Source organism: Persicobacter sp. CCB-QB2, assembly GCF_001274635.1.
Classification (GTDB): Bacteria; Bacteroidota; Bacteroidia; order Cytophagales; family Cyclobacteriaceae; genus Persicobacter; species Persicobacter diffluens.
Genome location: NZ_LBGV01000001.1, coordinates 218,211 through 238,967, shown reverse-complemented (window position 1 = coordinate 238,967; position 20,757 = coordinate 218,211). Strand labels below are relative to the sequence as shown.

15 protein-coding genes and 2 pseudogenes are annotated in these 20,757 nt (G+C 42.4%); 7 read left to right on the top strand and 10 right to left on the bottom strand.

Annotation, left to right across the window (positions count from 1 at the left end; genetic code table 11):
• Position 1 precedes the first annotated feature (1 nt).
• The 8 genes from mrdA to NG22_RS01110 form a co-directional block, all read right to left on the bottom strand.
• The gene (gene mrdA, locus NG22_RS01150) at positions 2–1,807 is read right to left on the bottom strand and encodes a penicillin-binding protein 2 (protein WP_053404026.1); all 1,806 of its coding nucleotides are present in this window, start codon (positions 1,805–1,807) and stop codon (positions 2–4) included.
• Positions 1,804–2,325, bottom strand: a complete 522-nt coding sequence (locus NG22_RS01145; RefSeq protein ID WP_072159014.1) for a hypothetical protein — start codon at positions 2,323–2,325, stop codon at positions 1,804–1,806. Before NG22_RS01145 ends, mrdA begins: the two co-directional genes overlap by 4 nt.
• Positions 2,322–3,158: a rod shape-determining protein MreC gene (mreC, locus tag NG22_RS01140; RefSeq protein ID WP_053404024.1), complete on the bottom strand. Its 837-nt coding sequence runs from the start codon at positions 3,156–3,158 to the stop codon at positions 2,322–2,324. Before mreC ends, NG22_RS01145 begins: the two co-directional genes overlap by 4 nt.
• Positions 3,159–3,285: 127 nt before the next feature.
• Positions 3,286–4,311: a rod shape-determining protein gene (locus NG22_RS01135; protein WP_053404023.1), complete on the bottom strand. Its 1,026-nt coding sequence runs from the start codon at positions 4,309–4,311 to the stop codon at positions 3,286–3,288.
• Between the two features lie 270 nt (positions 4,312–4,581).
• Entirely contained in the window at positions 4,582–5,175 is a 594-nt protein-coding gene (locus NG22_RS01130) for a hypothetical protein (protein WP_157600800.1), read from the bottom strand.
• Positions 5,176–5,678: 503 nt separating this feature from the next.
• A complete protein-coding gene (locus NG22_RS01120; RefSeq protein ID WP_082304957.1) occupies positions 5,679–6,467 on the bottom strand; it encodes an outer membrane beta-barrel protein in 789 nt (262 codons plus the stop codon).
• The gene (gene ubiE / locus NG22_RS01115; protein ID WP_053404019.1) at positions 6,416–7,138 is read right to left on the bottom strand and encodes a bifunctional demethylmenaquinone methyltransferase/2-methoxy-6-polyprenyl-1,4-benzoquinol methylase UbiE; all 723 of its coding nucleotides are present in this window, start codon (positions 7,136–7,138) and stop codon (positions 6,416–6,418) included. The genes NG22_RS01120 and ubiE overlap by 52 nt, the downstream gene beginning before the upstream one ends.
• 184 nt (positions 7,139–7,322) lie before the next feature.
• Positions 7,323–9,395, bottom strand: a complete 2,073-nt coding sequence (locus NG22_RS01110; protein ID WP_053404018.1) for an OmpA family protein — start codon at positions 9,393–9,395, stop codon at positions 7,323–7,325.
• A gap of 440 nt (positions 9,396–9,835) precedes the next feature.
• Between NG22_RS01110 and yihA the strand changes: the two genes are divergently transcribed.
• From yihA to NG22_RS01070, 7 genes and pseudogenes are all read left to right on the top strand, one after another.
• Positions 9,836–10,450: a ribosome biogenesis GTP-binding protein YihA/YsxC gene (gene yihA / locus NG22_RS01105; RefSeq protein WP_053404017.1), complete on the top strand. Its 615-nt coding sequence runs from the start codon at positions 9,836–9,838 to the stop codon at positions 10,448–10,450.
• A gap of 87 nt (positions 10,451–10,537) precedes the next feature.
• A complete protein-coding gene (locus NG22_RS01100) occupies positions 10,538–10,975 on the top strand; it encodes a DUF5606 domain-containing protein (RefSeq protein ID WP_053404016.1) in 438 nt (145 codons plus the stop codon).
• Between the two features lie 93 nt (positions 10,976–11,068).
• Positions 11,069–12,106, top strand: coding sequence for a quinone-dependent dihydroorotate dehydrogenase (locus NG22_RS01095; protein ID WP_053404015.1), 1,038 nt, complete (start codon positions 11,069–11,071; stop codon positions 12,104–12,106).
• 211 nt (positions 12,107–12,317) lie between these two features.
• Positions 12,318–15,077 (top strand): DNA translocase FtsK, encoded by a 2,760-nt coding sequence (locus tag NG22_RS17515; RefSeq protein ID WP_053404014.1) that lies wholly within the window; start codon positions 12,318–12,320, stop codon positions 15,075–15,077.
• A gap of 143 nt (positions 15,078–15,220) precedes the next feature.
• A complete protein-coding gene (locus NG22_RS01085; protein WP_053404013.1) occupies positions 15,221–15,862 on the top strand; it encodes an outer membrane lipoprotein carrier protein LolA in 642 nt (213 codons plus the stop codon).
• A 648-nt stretch (positions 15,863–16,510) separates the two neighbouring features.
• Positions 16,511–17,325, top strand: a pseudogene (pyrF, locus tag NG22_RS01080) (orotidine-5'-phosphate decarboxylase).
• Between the two features lie 123 nt (positions 17,326–17,448).
• A pseudogene (locus tag NG22_RS01070) lies at positions 17,449–18,752 on the top strand (DUF2851 family protein).
• 276 nt (positions 18,753–19,028) lie between these two features.
• On the opposite strand, the gene NG22_RS01065 reads toward NG22_RS01070, so the two are convergent.
• The gene (locus tag NG22_RS01065; protein ID WP_082304956.1) at positions 19,029–20,210 is read right to left on the bottom strand and encodes an efflux RND transporter periplasmic adaptor subunit; all 1,182 of its coding nucleotides are present in this window, start codon (positions 20,208–20,210) and stop codon (positions 19,029–19,031) included.
• Positions 20,211–20,216: 6 nt separating this feature from the next.
• Positions 20,217–20,696 (bottom strand): TolC family protein, encoded by a 480-nt coding sequence (locus NG22_RS18065; RefSeq protein ID WP_253275712.1) that lies wholly within the window; start codon positions 20,694–20,696, stop codon positions 20,217–20,219.
• Positions 20,697–20,757: the final 61 nt, after the last annotated feature.

Here is a 20,757-nt window from a genome sequence, read left to right as displayed (position 1 = left end):
TCTAGTATAAAAAGTCCCCTTTTAACACATACTTTTCCATATACGGGCGAGAAATCTCCCCTTTTACATATTTCTCCAGCATCAAGCCCGCAATCGCAGTTGCAGCTCTCCCTCCCCAACCGGCATTTTCCACATAAACAGAAATGGCAATCTGAGGCTGCTCTACCGGCGCAAAGGCCATAAATACCGAATGATCCGGACCATGCGGGTTCTGAACTGTTCCGGTTTTCCCTGCAATGGGTAAATCTTTAATATAAGCCCGGGTAGCCGTCCCCTGAATTACTTCTTCCATACCGGCGATCACCTCGTCAAAATATTGTGACTGAATACCGGTTTCGTGTTTTTCAAGGTATTTTTCAAGTGGCCCCTGCCCTCCAATATCTTTAATCAGATGCGGCGTATAAAAATAACCTCTATTGGCTACTAATGCAGCCATATTGGCCATTTGAATAGGAGTGACCAAAATTTCCCCTTGTCCAATCGCCAGGGAGTGAACGTTAGATGCTTTCCAGCGATTTCGACCGTAATACCGATCGTAAAATGCAGAATTTGGGATAAAACCGGACTTCTCGCCGGGCAGGTCAATGCCCAACTTACTGCCTAAGCCAAAACGACTCATATAGGTGACCCACTTATCCAACCCCAGGCGGCTATCCACAAAAGTATTATCGTCCACCCGCTGATTCAATACCTCCCTGAAGACTTTTACATAGAAGTTATTGGAGGAATATTTAAGTGCTCGGCGCGTATCATATCTGCCCGGGGGCGCATGGTCCCCTATTAACTTATTATCACAATAAATAAATTCACCCGGGGCAATTACCCCTTCCTGTAGCGCCACCAAGGATTGTAACACCTTAAAAATGGAACCCGGAGGATAGGCCGCCATGATCGGTCGATTAAAAAGAGGCTTTAGGGAATCCTTTTGTAATACGCCCATATTTTTCCCGAATGAGCGCCCGGAAAGTAAGGAAGGATCATAATCTGGCGCACTGACAATGGCCAGAATCTCTCCAGAGGATGGTTCAATCGCAACTAATGAACCAATCTTCCCCTCCATTAATTTTTCAGCATATGCCTGAAGATCCAAATCCAGGGTGGTGGTCAAATTATTCCCTGGCACGGAAAGGGTATCATATTCTCCATCCTGAAAACTTCCTTTTACAATTCCACGGACATTCACCATTTTAAAGCTAATGCCGCGCTGCCCACGGAGATGTTCTTCGTAAGTACTCTCAATACCATTTCGGCCGATATAATCTCCTGCCTTATAATAATTAGTGGTATCCCGCTTAATCTGACGATCGGTAATCTCCCCAATATAGCCCAGGCTATTCGCCGAATAAGGGTATTGATACCCTCTTACCGTTCTTGGGGAAACATAAATTCCGGAGAAATCATCCAAATAAACCTCGATTTTGGCAAATTCTTCCGGACTCAATTGCTTGAACAAAACCTGAGGTTTCACCCAGGAAAAACTTCGGGCCTTTTTGAGCTTGGCCAGCTTTTCCCGCATTTCCTCCATTTCAATGCCCATCACCTTCGCTAAAGCTAAAGTATCGGAATTTCGAAATTCTTTGGCTACGACGGTGATGTCATACACCGGATTGTTCACCACCAACAACTCCCCATCACGACTGGTCATCATTCCCCTTAAGGGATAGTCGATGAATTTCTTCATCACATTGTTTTGAGCAGCCAACTTATAATCATCATCCAGCACCTGGATGAATAATAGTTTTCCTGCAAATAACAATGCTACTCCGGCGATGAGCAGCTGAACAATTATCCGTCTGTCCTCATTCATATCACCCTCCGTTGTTTGGTATAAAATAACAACTGCACTAACACCATTAACACAAATGTCAGTACCCCACTAAAAGAGGTCTTGGCCAAAATACTCATTAAGCGATCAAAACCTCCGGACTGAATTACAAATAAGGTGAAATGGTGAATCAGAATTAAGGGCAGTGCATACAGCGCAAACCAGTTGAAACCATAATCTGACAACATCGGGTTTACGCCCGCATCATATCCTCCCTTGGGCGTGATCAGCTGCATCCATTTCGGTCGCAAATACATGATAAGCACCGATGCGGCAGCATGTACCCCCAGGGTATCATAAAACCAATCGACCATTATCCCTAACACAAAGCCCAGCAGCAATAGGGTGGATTTCTCCATGTCCGCAGGCAGAAACAACAAAACTGCGATATAGAGAAAAATAAAACCAAAGCCGAAAAGGGCAATATTCTTCAAAATCAACACTTGAAGTAATAGAAAGATTACGAAATGTACAATTCGTAAAATAGTGCTGTTTTTCATTTTTTCTCCTCGGTTAAACGCTCAACTTCTAACTGCTCCTCTTCCAGATTATTCTCCACTACATAAAGGTAGGATAGGGAAGAAAAATCGGTAGATAACCTCACCTTGATATTATAAAAAATATCCTGATCCGTCAATTCAAACTCTTCCACGGTTCCGATCATCGTACCGGCCGGAAATATCCCGTCATAGCCGGACGTTCGAACGGTATCCCCTACATGCATCTCCACATGTCGCGGCACATAGTTCAGGTCGGCAAACTGAAAATCCTCTCCGGACCAGTTCACCGAACAAAGCACATTGGAAGGGTACGCTTTGGCCGAAACCAAAAACTTATTATTAAGGAGAGAGATCACAGTGGCATAATGGGGAGAAACAGATTTCACTTTTCCAATTACCCCATAGGGGCCAATCACCCCCTCATTGGGTTTTATTCCATCCAGCGAACCTTTATCAATAGTAATATAATTATGGTACTCACTGATCGAATTATTCACCACCCGTACCGGCGTGAAAGAAAATTGCTTCAGACGAGCTTCATCCGCTGAAAATTCATGTGTCCAATAATAATCAGAAGCTTCACTCACCTTCAGAGCTGCACGTAATGCCGCATTCTCTTTGACCAACTCCTCATTGATTCGGCTGAGTTCAAAATAATTATTGACCTTGGTTTTGTTCTGATATAAGGCACCAATAGCCCGATTAGAGCTATGAAAAAAAGCTATACTTTGGTAAGAATTTTTGGTCACAATCAGCCAAAAGCAAATCATTTCCAAAATCAAAAACAGCATCAAGCCGCGAAAGCGGTAAATAAAGAAAAAGAGTTCCCGCATCTATTTTGCAAATTCCAAATATCTCCCTAAAAAGAAAATTCAACATCCGGCCGGGCGAATGCCACCAAATGTTGAATTATAAAATTTTTCACGAAAAACTGTTTGACGGTTTTCCATTATTAAATTATCAAGTCATCAACACGGCACGGTTGTTTTCCATATTTTTCAGAGACTTACCCGTACCGCGAACCACTGCTCTTAATGGATCATCTGCCACGTGGATAGGCAATTTGGTTTTCAAAGCCAAACGCTTGTCCAATCCTCTCAATAAAGCACCACCTCCTGTCAGGTGAATACCATTATCATAGATATCTGCAGACAATTCCGGTGGAGCAATTTCCAATGCTTTTAATACCGCTTCTTCAATTTTAGAAACAGATTTATCAATAGCAAAAGCAATCTCGGAATAAGAAATGGTCACCACTTTTGGAATACCGGTCATCAAATCTCGTCCACGAATTTGATATTCTTCCGGTGGCTCATCCAATTCCGTTAAAGCAGACCCGACGGCCACTTTTACCTTTTCTGCAGAACGCTCACCAATCAAAAGATTGTGCTGACGACGCATATAGTCCAGAATATCACGGTTAAAAGTATCTCCGGCTACTCGAATGGACTGATCACAAACAATACCAGAAAGGGCGATTACCGCAATTTCGGTGGTACCTCCTCCAATATCCACGACCATAGATCCTACCGGCTGTTCGATATCAATACCAATACCAAGGGCAGCTGCAATAGGCTCATGAATTAAATAAACTTCCTTTGCTCCCGCATGCTCAGCAGAATCTCTTACCGCACGTTTCTCTACCTCAGTTATACCGGAAGGTATACAAATCACCATTCTATGAGATGTCGGAATGAAACGATTTCTGGTGTCAATCATTTTAATCATTCCGCGAATCATCTGCTCCGCCGCGTGGAAATCTGCAATCACCCCATCCTTCAACGGACGAATTGTTTTAATTGACTCATGCGTTTTTTCGTGCATTTGCATCGCCTCATGCCCGATCGCCAAAACCTTATTGGTTAAACGATCAATGGCAATTATTGACGGCTCGTCAACAACAATTTTATCTTTATGAATAATAAGCGTGTTGGCAGTTCCAAGGTCGATTGCAATATCACTTGTTAAAAAGTCAAAAAAGCCCATGCTCCTTGTAAAAACGAATTAATTTATATTCCCTACCAATTCACAAAATATACAAATTAGCTCAGCTATTCATGTATAAGTTGAATTTTTATTCAGTTTTCACCTCACTCTCCAGCTTTGGGCCGAAGCCTGAGCATAAAGGATGAGATAATCACCAATTTGTTCAAAGTTCCAAAATACCGAGCATAATCAAAAGCTATTTGTAACGATTTTATCTATTAAAAAATAATTAATAATACCAAACGACAAATTCAATGCTTAGTATCTAATTTAAAACCTTTTGCCCACCGCAAATCCATAGGAAATGGTCTGATATACATCTTTGTAATCATAAATAATGGAGGGAGCCAATTGCCAGCCCTTCTCCATCCGAATTTCATACTCCAAACCCACCTTCACCAGCCAAAAATCTTCGCCTCCCTCAGCAAACATCTGTTCATAACCCGGCCCGGCAAATACACTAAAACCTTTCAGCAACTCAAACTTAGCTACCGCCGCCAACACCACCACATTTTCACGTACAATCCACTGTTCTGACAGGGTCAACATGGTGTACCGATCCAATTCAACATCGGCCATCAAGCCCAGGCTCCAGCGATGATTTATTTTATAGACATAATCTAAGCCAAGGGTAGGCACCCAATTACCGGTATTCCTCAATCCCAGCACATCAATATGAGCATAATGCTTAGGTGGAATAAAAGTAAAACCTGTATAAAAATTTATTGCATGTCGACCGTGCACATGTCCACTTCCCTTTGCTTCATGAGGATGACTTTGCCCTTCTTGCTCAGCTTGCCCATAGAGTAAAGTTGACAAGAAGACACCAGTAAACATCACAAGTAGAAAAATTGCTTTCATCATATCTGTCAAATGGTTAGGGGCATCACCTTTTCCAAAAAGAGATACTCCAATCCTTTTCAATTAAATGAAAGACTATTATTTGCTAATAAAGTTCACCAATCTCCTTTCGCGCTTTTTCCCTTTTTCATAAATGCCATTAAAGCAAGCCGCTTTATAAATTGCATCAAGCCCGAGTATTCATATTTAAAGTCTCTTTTAACTGCAAGGCGAAAAAAATGAAGGAATTCATCCAATTTCAAGCTTTTTCCAACGAAGCTAAAGATTGATGAGAAAGCAAAGTTACCACAATGTGACCCATTGTTAATCGGAAAATATAATGAGTAGGCAGTGTTAATAGTTTGCTTAAGTAGGCCTGTTAAATCCATCGTTGTACAAGCCGGGATTAAACGGCTACCAACCAAAACGGATTTATTTTAGCAAATTTGGCCTTATTCATACTTCAATACCTCCCAAAAAATCTGCACCCCGGATATAAAAAAACCTCCAAAAGGAGGTTCATATTTTTATTGAAAGTTGAAATACAATGTCACACTATTGGTGGTCAGCCGATCTACTGCCACTGCGATAGGCCTATTGGCATTGGTTCCCTTCATATTCATGAGGCCATGGGAAAAACGAATTTCGGGAGAGAAACGGAAAAGCGGATAATACAGATCAAAGCCGAAACCCCATTCCAGTGCCAGGTCAAAACCGGCCATTTCGAAGGCAATTTCTTTTTCTCGCCTACCGGTCACTTCTACGGATGGATTAATCCCTCCGATAAAATAAGCACGAATGTTCCCTCTTCGCTGAGACTTCAATTTTAGCAGAATTGGCATCTCGAACCTTACGTTTTCAATATTATCCTGCTCTGCTCTGAAATCACCATTCCCCGGAGGCCCGATAGATACCGAATCACTAAACTGGTAAGTCAAACGATAAGTGTAAAAACCAGCCTTTGGGGTCACCCGCACATCCAAAGCCTCGGCCAACTTTAGGTTTCCTATAAAACCCACCCCTAAGGAGAGCTGACGTTCGGTCTGAATGGATAAAACCCCTTCTAAATCCACAGGGTTATTATTCGGATCAAAACCTATTCGATCGAAATAAGCCTGAGAATAGGTTTGCTTAAAACCTGAAAGCCCTGTAGACACAAAAAAACCGTAGTGAATCTTTTTCTGATCCACATAGGGCAGATTGATCTTAGGCCCGGCCTGTGCCAGGACAGTACTTAAAGGCAAGAAGAACGCTAATACAAATATTATTTGGTAGCGGTATAAATGGAGCTTATGCCAAAGGTTAGTGGAATACATTCTGTCTCTTTATAACCCACCTTATCCAATATCTTTGTGAATTTTTCACCATCGGGGAAAGCATTTACAGATTCCGGCAAATAGGTATAAGCGGACTGATCTTTTGAAATGATTCTTCCAACAGCAGGTAATACAAAGCGAAAGTAGGCGTTGTAAATTTGTTTAAAAGGGAAAATCTTAGGTTTTGAGAATTCAATGATCACCAACCTTCCACCAGGCTTCAACACACGACACATATCTGCCAAACCTTTCTCCAGATTTTCATAATTCCGAACACCAAATGATACGATCACGGCATCGAAATAATTATCTTCAAAAAGTAATCCCTCAGAATCTCCTAATCGCATTTCTATACGATCCTCCAATCCTTTGGCTTTGATCTTCTCTTTTCCGATTTCCAACATCCCTTCGGAAATATCTACCCCAATCACTTTCTTTGGATTGGCTGCAAGGGCCTCAATGGCGAAGTCTCCCGTGCCGGTAGCAATATCCAAGATCAATTCCGGTTGATATTTTTTCAAAATCTTTACCGCACGCTTACGCCAGTAAATATCAACCCCAAGGCTTAAAACATGGTTCAATAAATCGTATTTCTTGGAAATATTATTGAACATATCACGCACCTGCGCCTTTTTCCCTTCTTGCTGATCTTTATATGGAACTACTTTCATCAAAATGTCATTTTTAATTATCACATCTAGCTAACCTTTCGTAGACCCGATTTCCCTCAAAGTCACCGACAATAATGATCTGGCTCATGTGAAATTTATGCTACAAAGGTAATACGAATTCCTTTGCCGCAAAAAAAAAGAGGCGAGTTTCCCCACCTCTACGACAATATCATATATTTCTGAACTATTTCTCAATAATTTCAAACTCTACTCTTCTGTTCAATTCACGTCCTTCCTCTTCATCATCATTGGAAGCCAGTGGTCTTTCCTCCCCATAACCAACGGCGGTGATACGGGTAGCATCCACTCCTTTTCCTTCCAAATAATTCATTACCGCTTCTGCACGTTTCTGAGAAAGCTTCATATTATTTCCTGCAGAACCCACCGCATCGGTATGTCCGGAAATCTCCACCTTGATGGATGGGTTTTCAGAAAGCATACGCTCCAGCTTATTCAGTTCTGAAAAAGATTCTTTCTTCAGCTTAGCGGAACCAAAGTCAAAATAAACATTACGCAAGATCGACTTTTGTCCGGTTTGAATCCTGCTCATGGCCAAGGTGCGCTCCACCATTTGCTCCTCATCGTTCGCTACCGGTAATTTCAATTTCAGGTTTTTGAATACATAACCATCTTTTTCCGAAGACAAAGTAAAATTCGAGGTCTCTGTAGGCTTTAATTCAAAACGGTAAGCCCCATTTTCCTGCCTTACTCCTCTCCAGCTCATTCCGGTATTAGCCTCTCGCACATTTACCCGTGACTCCATAGCCGCCTTACTACCCTGATCCACAATCTTCACCTCTAAAATAACAGGCTGAATAACCGCCACTACTTCTTCGGTTTCTGCTGAGGTCAACATCACATCCGGTGCTGCCGCATCTTCTGCTTTTTCAATATCTTTTCCGGCAAGTAATTGCTGCTGCTCATCAAACTCATCCGGAATTTTAACCATATAAATATCGGTATAACCCATTCCATCTTCCCGAACGGAGGAGTAATACCCACGTTTACCATCCGCTGTAGACACAAAATAAATATCATTATCCGGGGTATTGATCGGGTATCCCAAATTCACAGGCTCACTCCATTCTGAGGCTGCGGAATCATAAACGGTTTTAAAAATATCAAATCCACCCATTCCATCTCGCCCTTTAGAGGAGAAATATAGCGTTTTCCCATCATAATCAATAAATGGGCTATCATCGTCATAAGGCGTATTGATGGTTTCTCCCAGGTTTTTCACCTTTGACCAAACCCCTTTATCATCCTTGGTGGCCATATAGATATCCAGTTCTCCCATACCGCCCGGGCGATCAGAAGAAAAGAAAAGCGTATTACCATCCGGTGAAATCGATATAGAATTCTCAGAAAAGGAGGTATTCACACGGCCTTCCACCGGAAGTGGCTCTGACCAATCATCCTCCGTCTCATTATAGGTGGAATAGTAAATATCTCCCCCATTAGAATCACGATAAATAAACAAGGTCTGACCATCTGCTGACAAAGCCAGGTTAGAATCATGAAAGCGGGTATTGACATTCGTTCCAATATTTTTGGCCGGTTCCCATTGTCCGTTTACCTTTCTGGAATAATAAATATCTTCGAAATAAAAGTTATCCTTATCCACGTTTTCATTCAGGTTCCCATCCTGACGACGGGAAGTAAAAATAATCAGGGTTTCATCCTCATTAAACACCGGGGCAAAGTCATAAGAGTCGGAATTAATGTTCTCCCCCAAATTCACGATGGTCCAGTGAGAAGGATTCACCATGAATTTTTTACCGTTTTCACACTCATAAATCTTGCGATCTACCCAATCCATTGGCACCAAATCCTGCCCGCGGTAATTCACCTTACTCTCATACTTGGATTTATACTTTCGGTAATAAAGCAAAGCATTATCAAAATCCATGGCATACTGATACGCCTCCCCAATCATAAAAGGGATATCAAAGCGATATTCAGGATTTAATTCATAGAGTTTCTTCAGGTATTTCACCGCACGTTCCTTGTTTACGGTCTCCAGATAGAGCTTTCCGGCCATAAACAAAGCACGCTGATTTTCAGGATCAAAATCCACCACCTGCACATAAATATCCCTAGCCTGAGTTTTTACGGCAGTACTTTTGTTAATCTCCTCCGCCATTTCCAATAATTGCCGAGCAGTTTCCTTATTGGGATCTACTGTTTGAGCAAATGCACTGCTAAAACCGAGGAGTAAAGAAACTCCTAATAAAAAACGATATTTCTTAAAATTCATCACCTAATTCGTGATCTGTAAGAGGTTGAAGTCAAAATTTCGAGCGGACACATGGATGTAATAATTAATAAAATCATGCATAAATGTGAATCCCACAAAGCCAAAATTAACAAATTAACACCAAGATTAAGCTATTAATTTGTTGAAATATATTAAAGATAGGATCCAATCCCAATGATTGCTTCCTAATTTTTATGATTTACAGTCAATATGGTTTAAATCCAAATGGTTAATTTGACCAATCCACCCCATGTAATAGATGAATTTTAAATGCGGTTTTTAGCTTCAAATTAGCCTGCTCCTCCCTCATTTTCACTTTAGACTTTTAGCACTTTGTGTTAAAGGGGAAAGGCATTAACTTTGCAGCTCAATCCGCAGTGTGAGCCATCAGGCATTTCGCCTTTCACTCACCGGCTTACACACTGACAGATAGCATAGTTATGAAAATTAAATCCGCGAATTTCGTCATTAGTAATACCGACATTAGTAAGTGCCCCAAGGCAGATAAAGCTGAGTTTGCCTTTATCGGACGCTCCAATGTTGGAAAATCAAGCTTAATCAATTGCCTGACCGAGCGTAAAAGTTTGGCCAAAACTTCTTCCACTCCTGGAAAAACCCAGCTGATCAATCATTTTGAAATTAACAACAACTGGTACCTGGTCGATCTTCCCGGATATGGCTATGCGAAAGTCAGCAAAACCAGCCGCAGCAAGTGGGGAAAAATGATTGAGGAATACCTCAAGAAAAGAGAAAACCTCTTGTGTACTTTCGTTTTGGTAGATTCCAGACACGAGCCACAGAAAGTGGACATGGAATTCATGAACTGGATGGGAGAAAACAGCATTCCCTTTGTGATCATTTTCACCAAGTCTGATAAACAGTCTCACACCAAGCTGCAATCCAACATTGCCAAATACCGCAAAATCATGAGAAAAAACTGGGAGGAACTCCCTACCATGATTGCCACCAGCTCCGATGATGGCCGCGGAAGAGAAGATGTATTGGATTTTATTGAGGAAGTGGCCGAAGGATTCATGTCCGGAACAGGAAATTAATTAATCTTCTTTCAAATAAAAGGCAAATCTCCTATGTTTGCCCCGCTTTTGTAAACGACATTACCAATTTGGATAAAAATATTTAGTATGAACTTTTCAGAAATTTGTGCAATTGCCGGAAAGGGAGGGCTTTTCAAAGTATTGAAACCTACCCGCGCAGGAGTTATTGTAGAGAGCATTAACGAACCTGGAAAAAAGATGGTGGCGAACTCTAACAGCCGCGTTTCTATCCTTCAGGAGATCTCCATTTACACTAATGATGACGAAGGCGCTTGCCCTTTGAGAGATGTGATGTTGAAAATCCGTGAGGAATTCGGTGATGATCCGGGAGTTGGAAGCACTTCTTCTTCGGAAGAATTAAGGGCTTTCATGAAGCACGTATTGCCGGATCACGATGAGGAGCGCGTTTATACCTCTGATATCAAAAAGCTGGTAAGCTGGTATAAAACGCTATTGGAGAAGGCGCCGGAAGTCTTCGAAGCTGAGGAAAATGAAGATACTCCTGCTGAGGCAGAAGAAAATTAATATTGAAGCCGCTTTCCTGTTAGGAAGCGGCTTTTCTTTGCGCTAACATTTTTATTCAATTCATTATTCATCTTTATAAAAAGAAAATTTACTGTGTACAAGTCTGTCATCCGCCCTTTTCTGTTTAAACACGATCCTGAAGCTATTCACCATTCGATAGTGAAATTCACCAAAGGTGCGTTATCCCTTCCTTTTTCCCGCCCTATTTGTCGAGCACTATATAATTTCTCGGACCCAAAACTAGAGCGTGAAGTTTTCGGGATTAAATTTGCCAATCCGGTAGGTTTGGCGGCAGGCTTTGATAAGGATGCCAAGCTGATTGATGAATTCGCTCAAATGGGCTTTGGTTTTGTGGAAATAGGTACGGTGACCCCTAAAGGACAGCCCGGCAATCCAAAACCAAGAATTTTCCGTCTTCCGGAAGATCAGGGGATTATCAACCGCATGGGTTTCAACAATGATGGCGTAGAGGCTACGGTAGAACGCCTAAAAAATCGCAAGACCAATATTATAGTAGGCGGCAACATCGGTAAAAATAAGGTTACCCCTAATGAGCAGGCCTTTGAGGATTACAAAATAGCTTTTGAAGCGCTTTTCCCCTATGTGGATTACTTCGTATTGAACGTAAGTTCACCGAATACGCCCAACCTGAGAGCACTACAAGAGAAAGAACCTTTAAAGCAACTCCTCTCAGAAGTAAAAAAGCTCAATGCTCAGAAAGATGCGCCAAAGCCGATTTTATTAAAAATTGCACCGGACCTGACTAATGAGCAGTTGGATGACATCATCGAGATTGTAAATGAAACGCAAATCGATGGCGTGATCGCGACCAACACCACCATCAGCCGGGAAGGCTTGAAAGAAAATGCTGAGCGCGTGGAAGAAATTGGCGCCGGGGGATTGAGCGGTGCTCCTTTAACCAAACGCTCCACCGAGATTGTAGCTTATCTTCACCAAAAATCCAATGGTGCTTTCCCAATTATTGGGGTAGGGGGAATCAACAGCCCGGAAGATGCGGTGGAAAAATTGAAAGCTGGAGCTTCTCTGGTACAGATCTACACCGGCTTTATCTACCAGGGCCCGGGATTTATCAAAGCCATCAACAAAGCGATCCTGAAGGCAGGCTTATAATTTTCAGAAATAAAATATCACGAAAGGAGGGCGTTGGTCTCTCCTTTTTTTTTGGATAATAATTTCTAAGAATCCATGAAGCTGAAATTTTCCTTATATTCGCATGAATTGATTAGATAAAAATCTGCGCAACGAAGGCGCTTCCAAGGTCTAAAATCACCTTTTTGCGCTCAAAATATTGATCTCTACCTGAGAATACCAACATTTTCCCATGGCTGAAAACACATTTTTCACACCCCCTGCGTCTCAGCAACCTGAGCCACCAAAGGAACCTGCTAAAAAGAGTAAAGCCAAAGCTCGAAAAAAAGAAAGTCCGAAAAAGTCCGGACCCAGCTTCTTCAGCAAGATCAAATCCCTGAAGGATGACAAACAGCTCCGTTTAGGAATTGGCATCACCCTCTTACTCAGTGGAATTTATTTGGCTTTCGCCTTGGTTTCTTTCCTTTTCACCGGAAGGGCCGATCAAAGTGTAATGGAGTCTTATTTCCAAAATGGCGTACTCCAGTCGGGGCGTGAAATTGAAAACTGGCTGGGTGCATTAGGAGCGGGCATCTCTCACTTTTTAATGTACCGAACCGTTGGTCTGGGCGCTTATTTAATCCCCTACCTTATATTTATCAGCGGGATTCAATTAACATTTTCCAATGTAAACTTGCCCATCAGGAGAAGTGCCAAATTTGTCCTGTTCACCTCTATTTGGCTATCCACCTTTTTCTCTTTTTGCCTGATTATGGCCAAGAGCAGGGGATATTCCGGCTACTGGTCTTTCATTGGAGGAGGAATAGGACATGAAATCGCCCTTATTTTTAATGATCTTTTCTCCTGGGGGACGCTGATCATTCTACTGATTATCCTTGGCTTCTTCATCATTTATTTCTTTGACATCAAAGAAGCTTTTCAGTTACCGCAATTTTCTGCACCCAGCATACTCAAAAAGAAAGAAAATTCCCTTCCATCAGAGGATACTTCCGATAATGAGTTTTTCACCAGTGAGGATCCCTTAGCAAGCGAGGAAGACCTTACCGAAAACGTTCAATCAGCAGTAAAAACACCACCTCAGGAAGAAAAGCCTGCCAATAAAGTCAACTTCTCCATCAATAAACCCATTCCGGAAAGCCCGGTGGCTAAGGAGGAATTGCCTCAGAAAAAAACAAGCACTCAACCTTTACCGGAAACAGCAACACCCCAGGAGGAAGAAGTGACGCCTCCGGTATTAAAACCGCAATCCTCCGCGAATCGCATTCTTATTCCGGACGAGGAAGAATTTAGTCTGCCTCAAACACCGCTGGAAGCACCGGTGGCGGAAGAAATACGGCCAAAACCATCTGCTGCTGCAGAAAATAAACCCATGACTGAGGTAAAAGAGGAAGAGGAGCCCAAATTATCCCTGAGTGTAGACATTGCCGAAGTGGATGATAAAGCGGAGGATGAGGAAGAGGAATCTGCCAATAAGGAATTGGTCATGGAGCCTTATGATCCCACTCTGGATCTTGGGAGTTACCAGTACCCACAAGCCGATTTGCTCAAAGATTACCCGGCCAATAATGCCGAAATTTCAGAGGAGGAATTAAATGCCAATTTTGAGCGGATTGTAGAAACCCTGGAGAACTTTAAAATCACCATTTCCGATATTAAAGCGACTGTCGGACCGACTGTCACCCTTTATGAAATCGTTCCGGCGAAGGGAATCAAAATCTCCAAAATCAAAAACCTGGAAGATGATATCGCCCTGTCGTTATCTGCCTTGGGCATTCGCATTATAGCCCCCATTCCCGGCCGCGGCACCATTGGTATCGAGGTACCGAACACGAATAAGGAAATGGTATCAATGAAATCCGTACTGAACACGGAGAAATTCCTAAAAAGCAATAAAGCCCTGCCGGTAGTAATCGGTAAAACCATTTCCAATGAGGTTTACGTTTTTGATTTAGCCAAAACCCCTCACCTGCTGATTGCCGGAGCCACCGGTCAGGGTAAGTCTGTTGGGCTGAATGCAGTATTAACTTCTCTGCTTTATAAAAAACACCCTTCGGAATTAAAACTGATCCTTGTTGACCCCAAAAAGGTAGAATTAACGCTTTACAATAAAATTGAACGCCACTTTCTGGCCAAGCTACCGGATGGGGACGACGCCATTATCACCGACACCAAAAAGGTGGTACATACCCTAAACTCGCTTTGTATTGAAATGGACAACCGTTACGACATGCTGAAGAATGCAGGTTGTCGGAATATTAAAGAATACAATGCGAAATTCATTGATCGCAAGCTAAATCCGCTGGACGGACACCGCCACCTGCCCTATATTGTATTGGTGATTGATGAGCTGGCGGATTTGATGATGACCGCTGGAAAAGAAGTGGAGACTCCGATTGCACGATTGGCACAGCTGGCCCGCGCGATTGGTATTCACTTAGTAGTGGCCACCCAAAGGCCTTCGGTGAACGTTATCACAGGTATCATCAAAGCGAACTTCCCGGCCAGATTATCTTTCAAGGTAACTTCAAAGGTAGATTCCAGAACTATTCTGGATACGGGAGGAGCAGAACAATTAATTGGCCGTGGAGACATGCTGTTATCAGACGGTAACGAATTAACCCGCCTGCAATGCGCTTTTGTGGATACCCCGGAAGTGGACAATGTTTGTGATTTTATTGGTAATCAAAGAGGTTACTCGTCAGCTTATTTATTACCGGAATATGTTGGAGAGGAAGGGGAATCGGCCGCTGCAGGAGTCGATTTATCTGAAAGAGATGCCCTTTTTGAAGAAGCAGCCTATATGGTCGTCCGCAATCAATCCGGCTCCACCTCCCTAATTCAAAGGAAATTAAAACTAGGATACAACCGAGCCGGGAGAATCATCGATCAGTTGGAAGCGGCTGGAATTGTAGGCCCACCGGAAGGATCCAAGGCCAGAGAGGTATTAGTGAGTGATGAATACGCTCTGGAACAAATGTTAAATGATTTATAATTAATAGCAAACTTTTAAGTACTTTCGCAGGAATTAGGCCTGATTTTTGTCGATTTAGTCATAATTACCGAATTATGTAAGGTTTTAAAAAAATCAAAACAGGTTATTAATTGGTAATAAGAATATCAGTAATCTATTCAACTATGAAAAATATTATCGCCTTCTTTCTGTGCTTCTTTACAGTGTCAACGACTTTTGCCCAAAAAGACCCCAAGGCACTCGAAGTATTGGATGCGATGAGCAATAAATACCAAAAGATGGACGCCTTCCGGGCGGAATTCACCCAAAAGCTTATCAATAAAATGGAAAATATTGAAGAATCTTTTAATGGGAAAATTTTGGTGCAGGGAGACAAATTCCAGTTAGAAGCTTCTGGACAGGTCATTTACAATAACGGCACTACTGTCTGGACCTGGCTCATTGAGGATGAAGAAGTCAATGTCTCTCACAACGATCCGGAAGAGGGTGGTTTTGAATTATCGACCATCTATAATATGTATAAAGAAGGTTATAAATACCTTTATCTGGAGCAGGTATCTGAAGGCGGTCAGGCAGTTGATGTAGTGGATTTGGTACCGGAAGATCATAGCCAAAGCATTTTTAAGATCAGAATGAAGATCGCACAAAAGAACCATGAATTGGTGGCCTGGGAAATTTTCGACCGTTCCGGTATTAATTACGAATACATAATTGATAAATTCGAAAGTAATCCTACCGTAGCGGCGGGTAGCTTTGAGTTCAATACCTCTGCTCATCCGGATGTAGAAGTTGTTGATTTGAGATAATAAATCTTCTTACAGAATAACAAAAAAGCTGCCCAAGAGGTGGCTTTTTTGCGTTTGGCCGAATTCCGCACCTCCGGGTTCAGAAATTCACAAAAAATAATCTTCTGTCCATTTTGAATGGTTTTACTGTATTTTTAACCCGAATTATTCACCGAAAAATTAAGTGAGTTGGCTTAAGTGGCTTTTTTTCATTTTAGTAAAATTATGATTGGTGATTTATTAATAGCCCAAATTGGGTTAAGCTTACTTTCTCCTCCTTCACCTGCTTCCTTGGAAAAAACTTGAAATAGAGGACAATTACTTCATTTTTTCAGACTTACAGGTAAACGTGAATTTATGCATGAATAATTGAGGTAAAGGATGCATAATTCGGCTTAATACGAACTTTTTCCTTTAATAACAGTCATAGTATTAGGTGATTGAAATGCTCACCTATTCATTTGATCGATGTTCGGAGTTTTTGTAGTGTTAAACTCCATCCAAAAGGGTAGTGATTGACTTCATTACCCTTTTTGTTATTTCTTCAAAACATTTCCTTTTTTAGCATCTGTTTGCAAGCATTTTATACTAAATTTGCGCCTCGGTTATTCTGAGCAATTATACAGGAATCAACCACGCAATTTATTTACTGATATTCAGGACTTTATCATGAACAGAGCGTCACTTTTTGAGCAGATCCAAAAGAAAAAATCTTTCCTTTGTGTAGGTTTGGATACCGATATTAAAAAAATCCCAAGCCATTTATTAGATACCGAAGACCCGGTCTTTGAATTTAATAAGGAGATCATTGACGCCACTAAAGAATTTGCCGTAGCTTATAAACCCAATATTGCATTCTATGAATCTTTAGGGGCTGAGGGATGGAAAAGTCTTGAGAAAACACTGAACTATATTCCGAAGGAAATTTTCACCATTGCGGATGCCAAAAGAGGCGATATCGGAAATACCTCAGGCTTATATGCACGTGCTTTTTTCGAAAACATGAGCTTTGACTCCGTAACAGTGGCTCCTTATATGGGAGAAGATTCCGTTACGCCATTTTTAGGCTATGATAACAAATGGGTGATTCTTTTAGGGCTTACCTCCAATCAGGGAAGTTTTGACTTTCAGCACTGCGACTTAGGCAAGAATGAAGCCCTATGGCAGCGTGTATTGAAAAAAGGAAAGGAATGGGGAACGGAAGATAACATGATGTATGTTGTGGGCGCCACGCGTGCGGATATGTTGAAAAAAGTTCGCGAAATCATTCCGGATCACTTCCTGTTGGTTCCCGGGTGGGTGCTCAGGGCGGTAGTCTTCAAAAAGTAGCGGAAGCTGGTATGAATGATCACTGTGGATTGTTGGTCAATTCATCACGTGGCATCATTTATGCTTCTAATGGAGAAGATTTCGCTGACAAAGCAGCAGAAGCAGCCCAAACGCTTCAAAAGGAGATGGCTGAATATTTGGAAAAATATCTGTAAAAATCAGATTCAAAATACATTCTAAAGGAGATTGAGCCTTCGGGTTCTTTCTCCTTTTTTTTATGCGTAAGATTGCCGGATAAATTCCATAAGCAATTCACCACAGCGGATGGTTCCCTCCTCATGCAGGAAGCTTTTTTACACTATATTTGGCAAAGCCAGCAGTTCCACCATCAACACCTTCAAACGGACGAAGGGGAAGCTTTGCAAATTTTCACACCCGGCTTTATCAACGATCAGGCTGGGCCGGATTTCGAGCAGGCGAGAATTAAGATAGGAGCAATAGAATGGCTTGGAAAGGTAGAAATTCACATCAAATCCTCGGACTGGATGGCGCACCAGCATCAGCAGGATCCCGCTTATGACGGCGTTATCCTCCATGTGGTCTGGGAAAACAATCAACCGATCCGCCGAAGAGACAATAGTCTTATCCCAACCCTAAGCTTAAAAGAAAGAGTTGGGGATAAAGCCCTCAAAAAATACCAACACTTTTTACAAACCGACCATCAACACCCCTGCAAGCCATTTCTGGCGCAATGCCCTGATTACTTTAAATGGGCATGGTGGACATGGCTTTAATGGAACGCCTACACCTTAAGCGAGACCAAATACTTGAATATCATTACAAAAATGAACAACACTGGCAACAAACGGCCTTTTGGGTCATTGCGCGCGCTTTCGGCTTCCGTTTAAACTCCGATGCCATGATGATGCTTGCTGAAACGCTAAGCTGGCGTAGCCTGGTGAAAACGCTGGACCAAAAACTTACCACGGAATGTTTACTTTTTGGTACTGCAGGACTGATCACCTCCAGCCCAAGGGATCAGTATGAAGCCGCACTCTGGGAGGAGTTTTCCTTTTATCAGAAAAAATTCAACCTGCAACCCATGAATCCGGTAGCCTGGCGATTTGCCAGAACGCGTCCTTTTAATTTCCCCACTATTCGACTAGCCCAATTGGCCAACTGGCTATTAAAAAACCCCATTCCTTTAAATGCCCTGCTAAAAAACCCAAAAGACATTGCCGAATCCTGGAATATCTGTGGATCCGCTTATTGGCAAAAACACCATCATTTCGCAAAGCCCTCCGCTAAAAATTTCGCACAACTTGGTCCTTCGGCTTTGGACACCATCGTGATCAATGCCATTGTGCCGTTTATGCTGGCTTATGGAGAACAAAGCGGGAGATCTTTACTCAAAGAGGAGGCATTGAATATTTTAGCAGAACGACCTTCCGAAAAAAATAAAGTAATCAAAGAATGGGCTGCACATGGCCTGAAGGCCAAGAACGCGGGGGAAGGGCAAGGGCTGCTGCAATTGGAACAGCAGTATTGCCAGCTACATCGCTGTCTGCACTGCAAAATCGGGCGCTGGTCCATTGGCAAGGGAGCCCTACAGGAAAAGCAAAAAGAGGCGACCAACATCTGATCGCCTCTGATTATTCCCTCCATTTCATCAAGTGTGAAACTCGGATTATTCCTGCTTAAATCCTCGTTTAGCTGCAAGGCGGAAAAAATGAAGGAATTTTTCCTATTTCGAGTTTTTTTCCAACGAAACAGATGAATGAGGAGAAAGCAAGCTTGCCCAATTTCGGGCTATTATAAATCAAAGAAAACAAATCGCCATAAACTAAAAACAAGCTATTTATGCTTAGTTAATAAATTTATCGGTTAATAATTTGGGTGAAACGCAATGTTAGGGGTGCTAATCATGCTCTGCTTCTTCCTTATCCATTTCTGAAAGCAGATAATAGGCAGCATTCAGCACCCATTGATCCTCAGCTTCCAGTGGCTCCATGGCTTTCACCTCTACAAATCCCAAATGCTTCATGCCGGGAACCACCTCCACTTGTTCAAAAATCTGTTCTTTATCCTGAATTTCTTTTGTTCGGAAAATGTAATATTTCCCGGCCTTCTCCACGATTGCCGCCTCCGGAAGCGTCGCTACGGTATGCTCCCCTACCTCAATCAGCCCTTTAATGTATAGGCCCGGTAATAATTTCGGGCTATCGGCGAAAGGTTCGGCGTGAACATGTACTGCCTTGCGGTCTTCTTCAAAATTTTTCCCCACGGATATAATTTCTGCCTCAAAGATCTCTTCTTTATACTGGGATAATGAAAATTTCACTCGCTGGCCTTTTTTCAATTTAAAGGCATCTTTTTCATATACCATCAGGTCTGCATGCACATGAGAAGCATCAATCAATTCAAACATCACCCTTTGCGGATCCACATACTGACCTGTGGCGATGTCAATCTCGGTGATCGCCCCATGGATAGGGGAAGTAATGGCCGCATACCGAATCACTTCTCCTTCCACTACCTTGGCGGCATTGATATTTAGCATTTGCAACTTCATCTTCAAGCCACTCACCCGACTTTTCAGCGTCATGAAATCCGCCTTGGCTTTCTGATATTGCTTACCCGAGGCCACTTTTTCCTGATACAGTTTTTCCTGACGTTTGAAATCATCCTCTACATAGGACAATTGCTGATAAGCTTCCTGATAATCCAACTGTGCCTGAATAATGTCGGGATGTTCCAAATAGGCCAAAACCTCCCCCTTTTTCACTAACTGCCCCTCTACCACTTTAATCTTCGCCACATTGGCTCCTATCACCGAAGACACATTGGCTCTTCCCTGCGGAGGGACTTCCAGACTTCCATTCGCCACGACCACCTCGGACAAATTGCGCATTTCCAACGGGCCACTTTTTAAGTCCAAGGCCTGAATTTGCATATTGGTCAGCTTCACCAGACCAGCATCTAAATGTTCCTCCTCTGCAAGACTGGCTTCCATGGTCGCCTGATCTTTACTTCCACAAGCCCCGAAAAGCAGGACTGCCATTAATATCAATATATTTTTCAGATTCAATTTCATCTTCATGTTTTTTTAAAGGGTTACCAGAAGGTATTCCAAATCAATTTGTGCCAATAGCAGCTGTTCCAATGCCTGATAATAGGCCTGATAGGCCTGCATGGCATTATCCAGGTTTTGAATAAAGGTGACATAATCAATCTCCCCAACTTCATAAGCCAGCTGAGCCGCCTGAATTTGTTCTTCTGCCACCGGCAATAAGGACTGCCGATAGTTACTGACCGACAGCTGCCACTTTTCAAAATTGATTTTGGATTGATTTAATCGTCCCTGCAATCTGGCCAGCTGTTCTTGTTGTACGGCTTCGGTTCTTTCTGCTACTTTTTTAGCGGCTTTCACTCTTCCCTTTTGGGCATTGAAAACCAGGGGTAGGGTAATTCCACCCTGCCATTGGTAAAAACCGGACTGCCCTTCCACCGTTTGCCAACCGTACTGCACACTTAATTTAGGCAGATAATTCGCCTGCTCCACCTTCACTGATTGCTTTGCCAGCATCGTCTGCTGCTCATAATACTGAATTAAAGGATGCTGTTGCAGCAACACACTGTCGGCATCC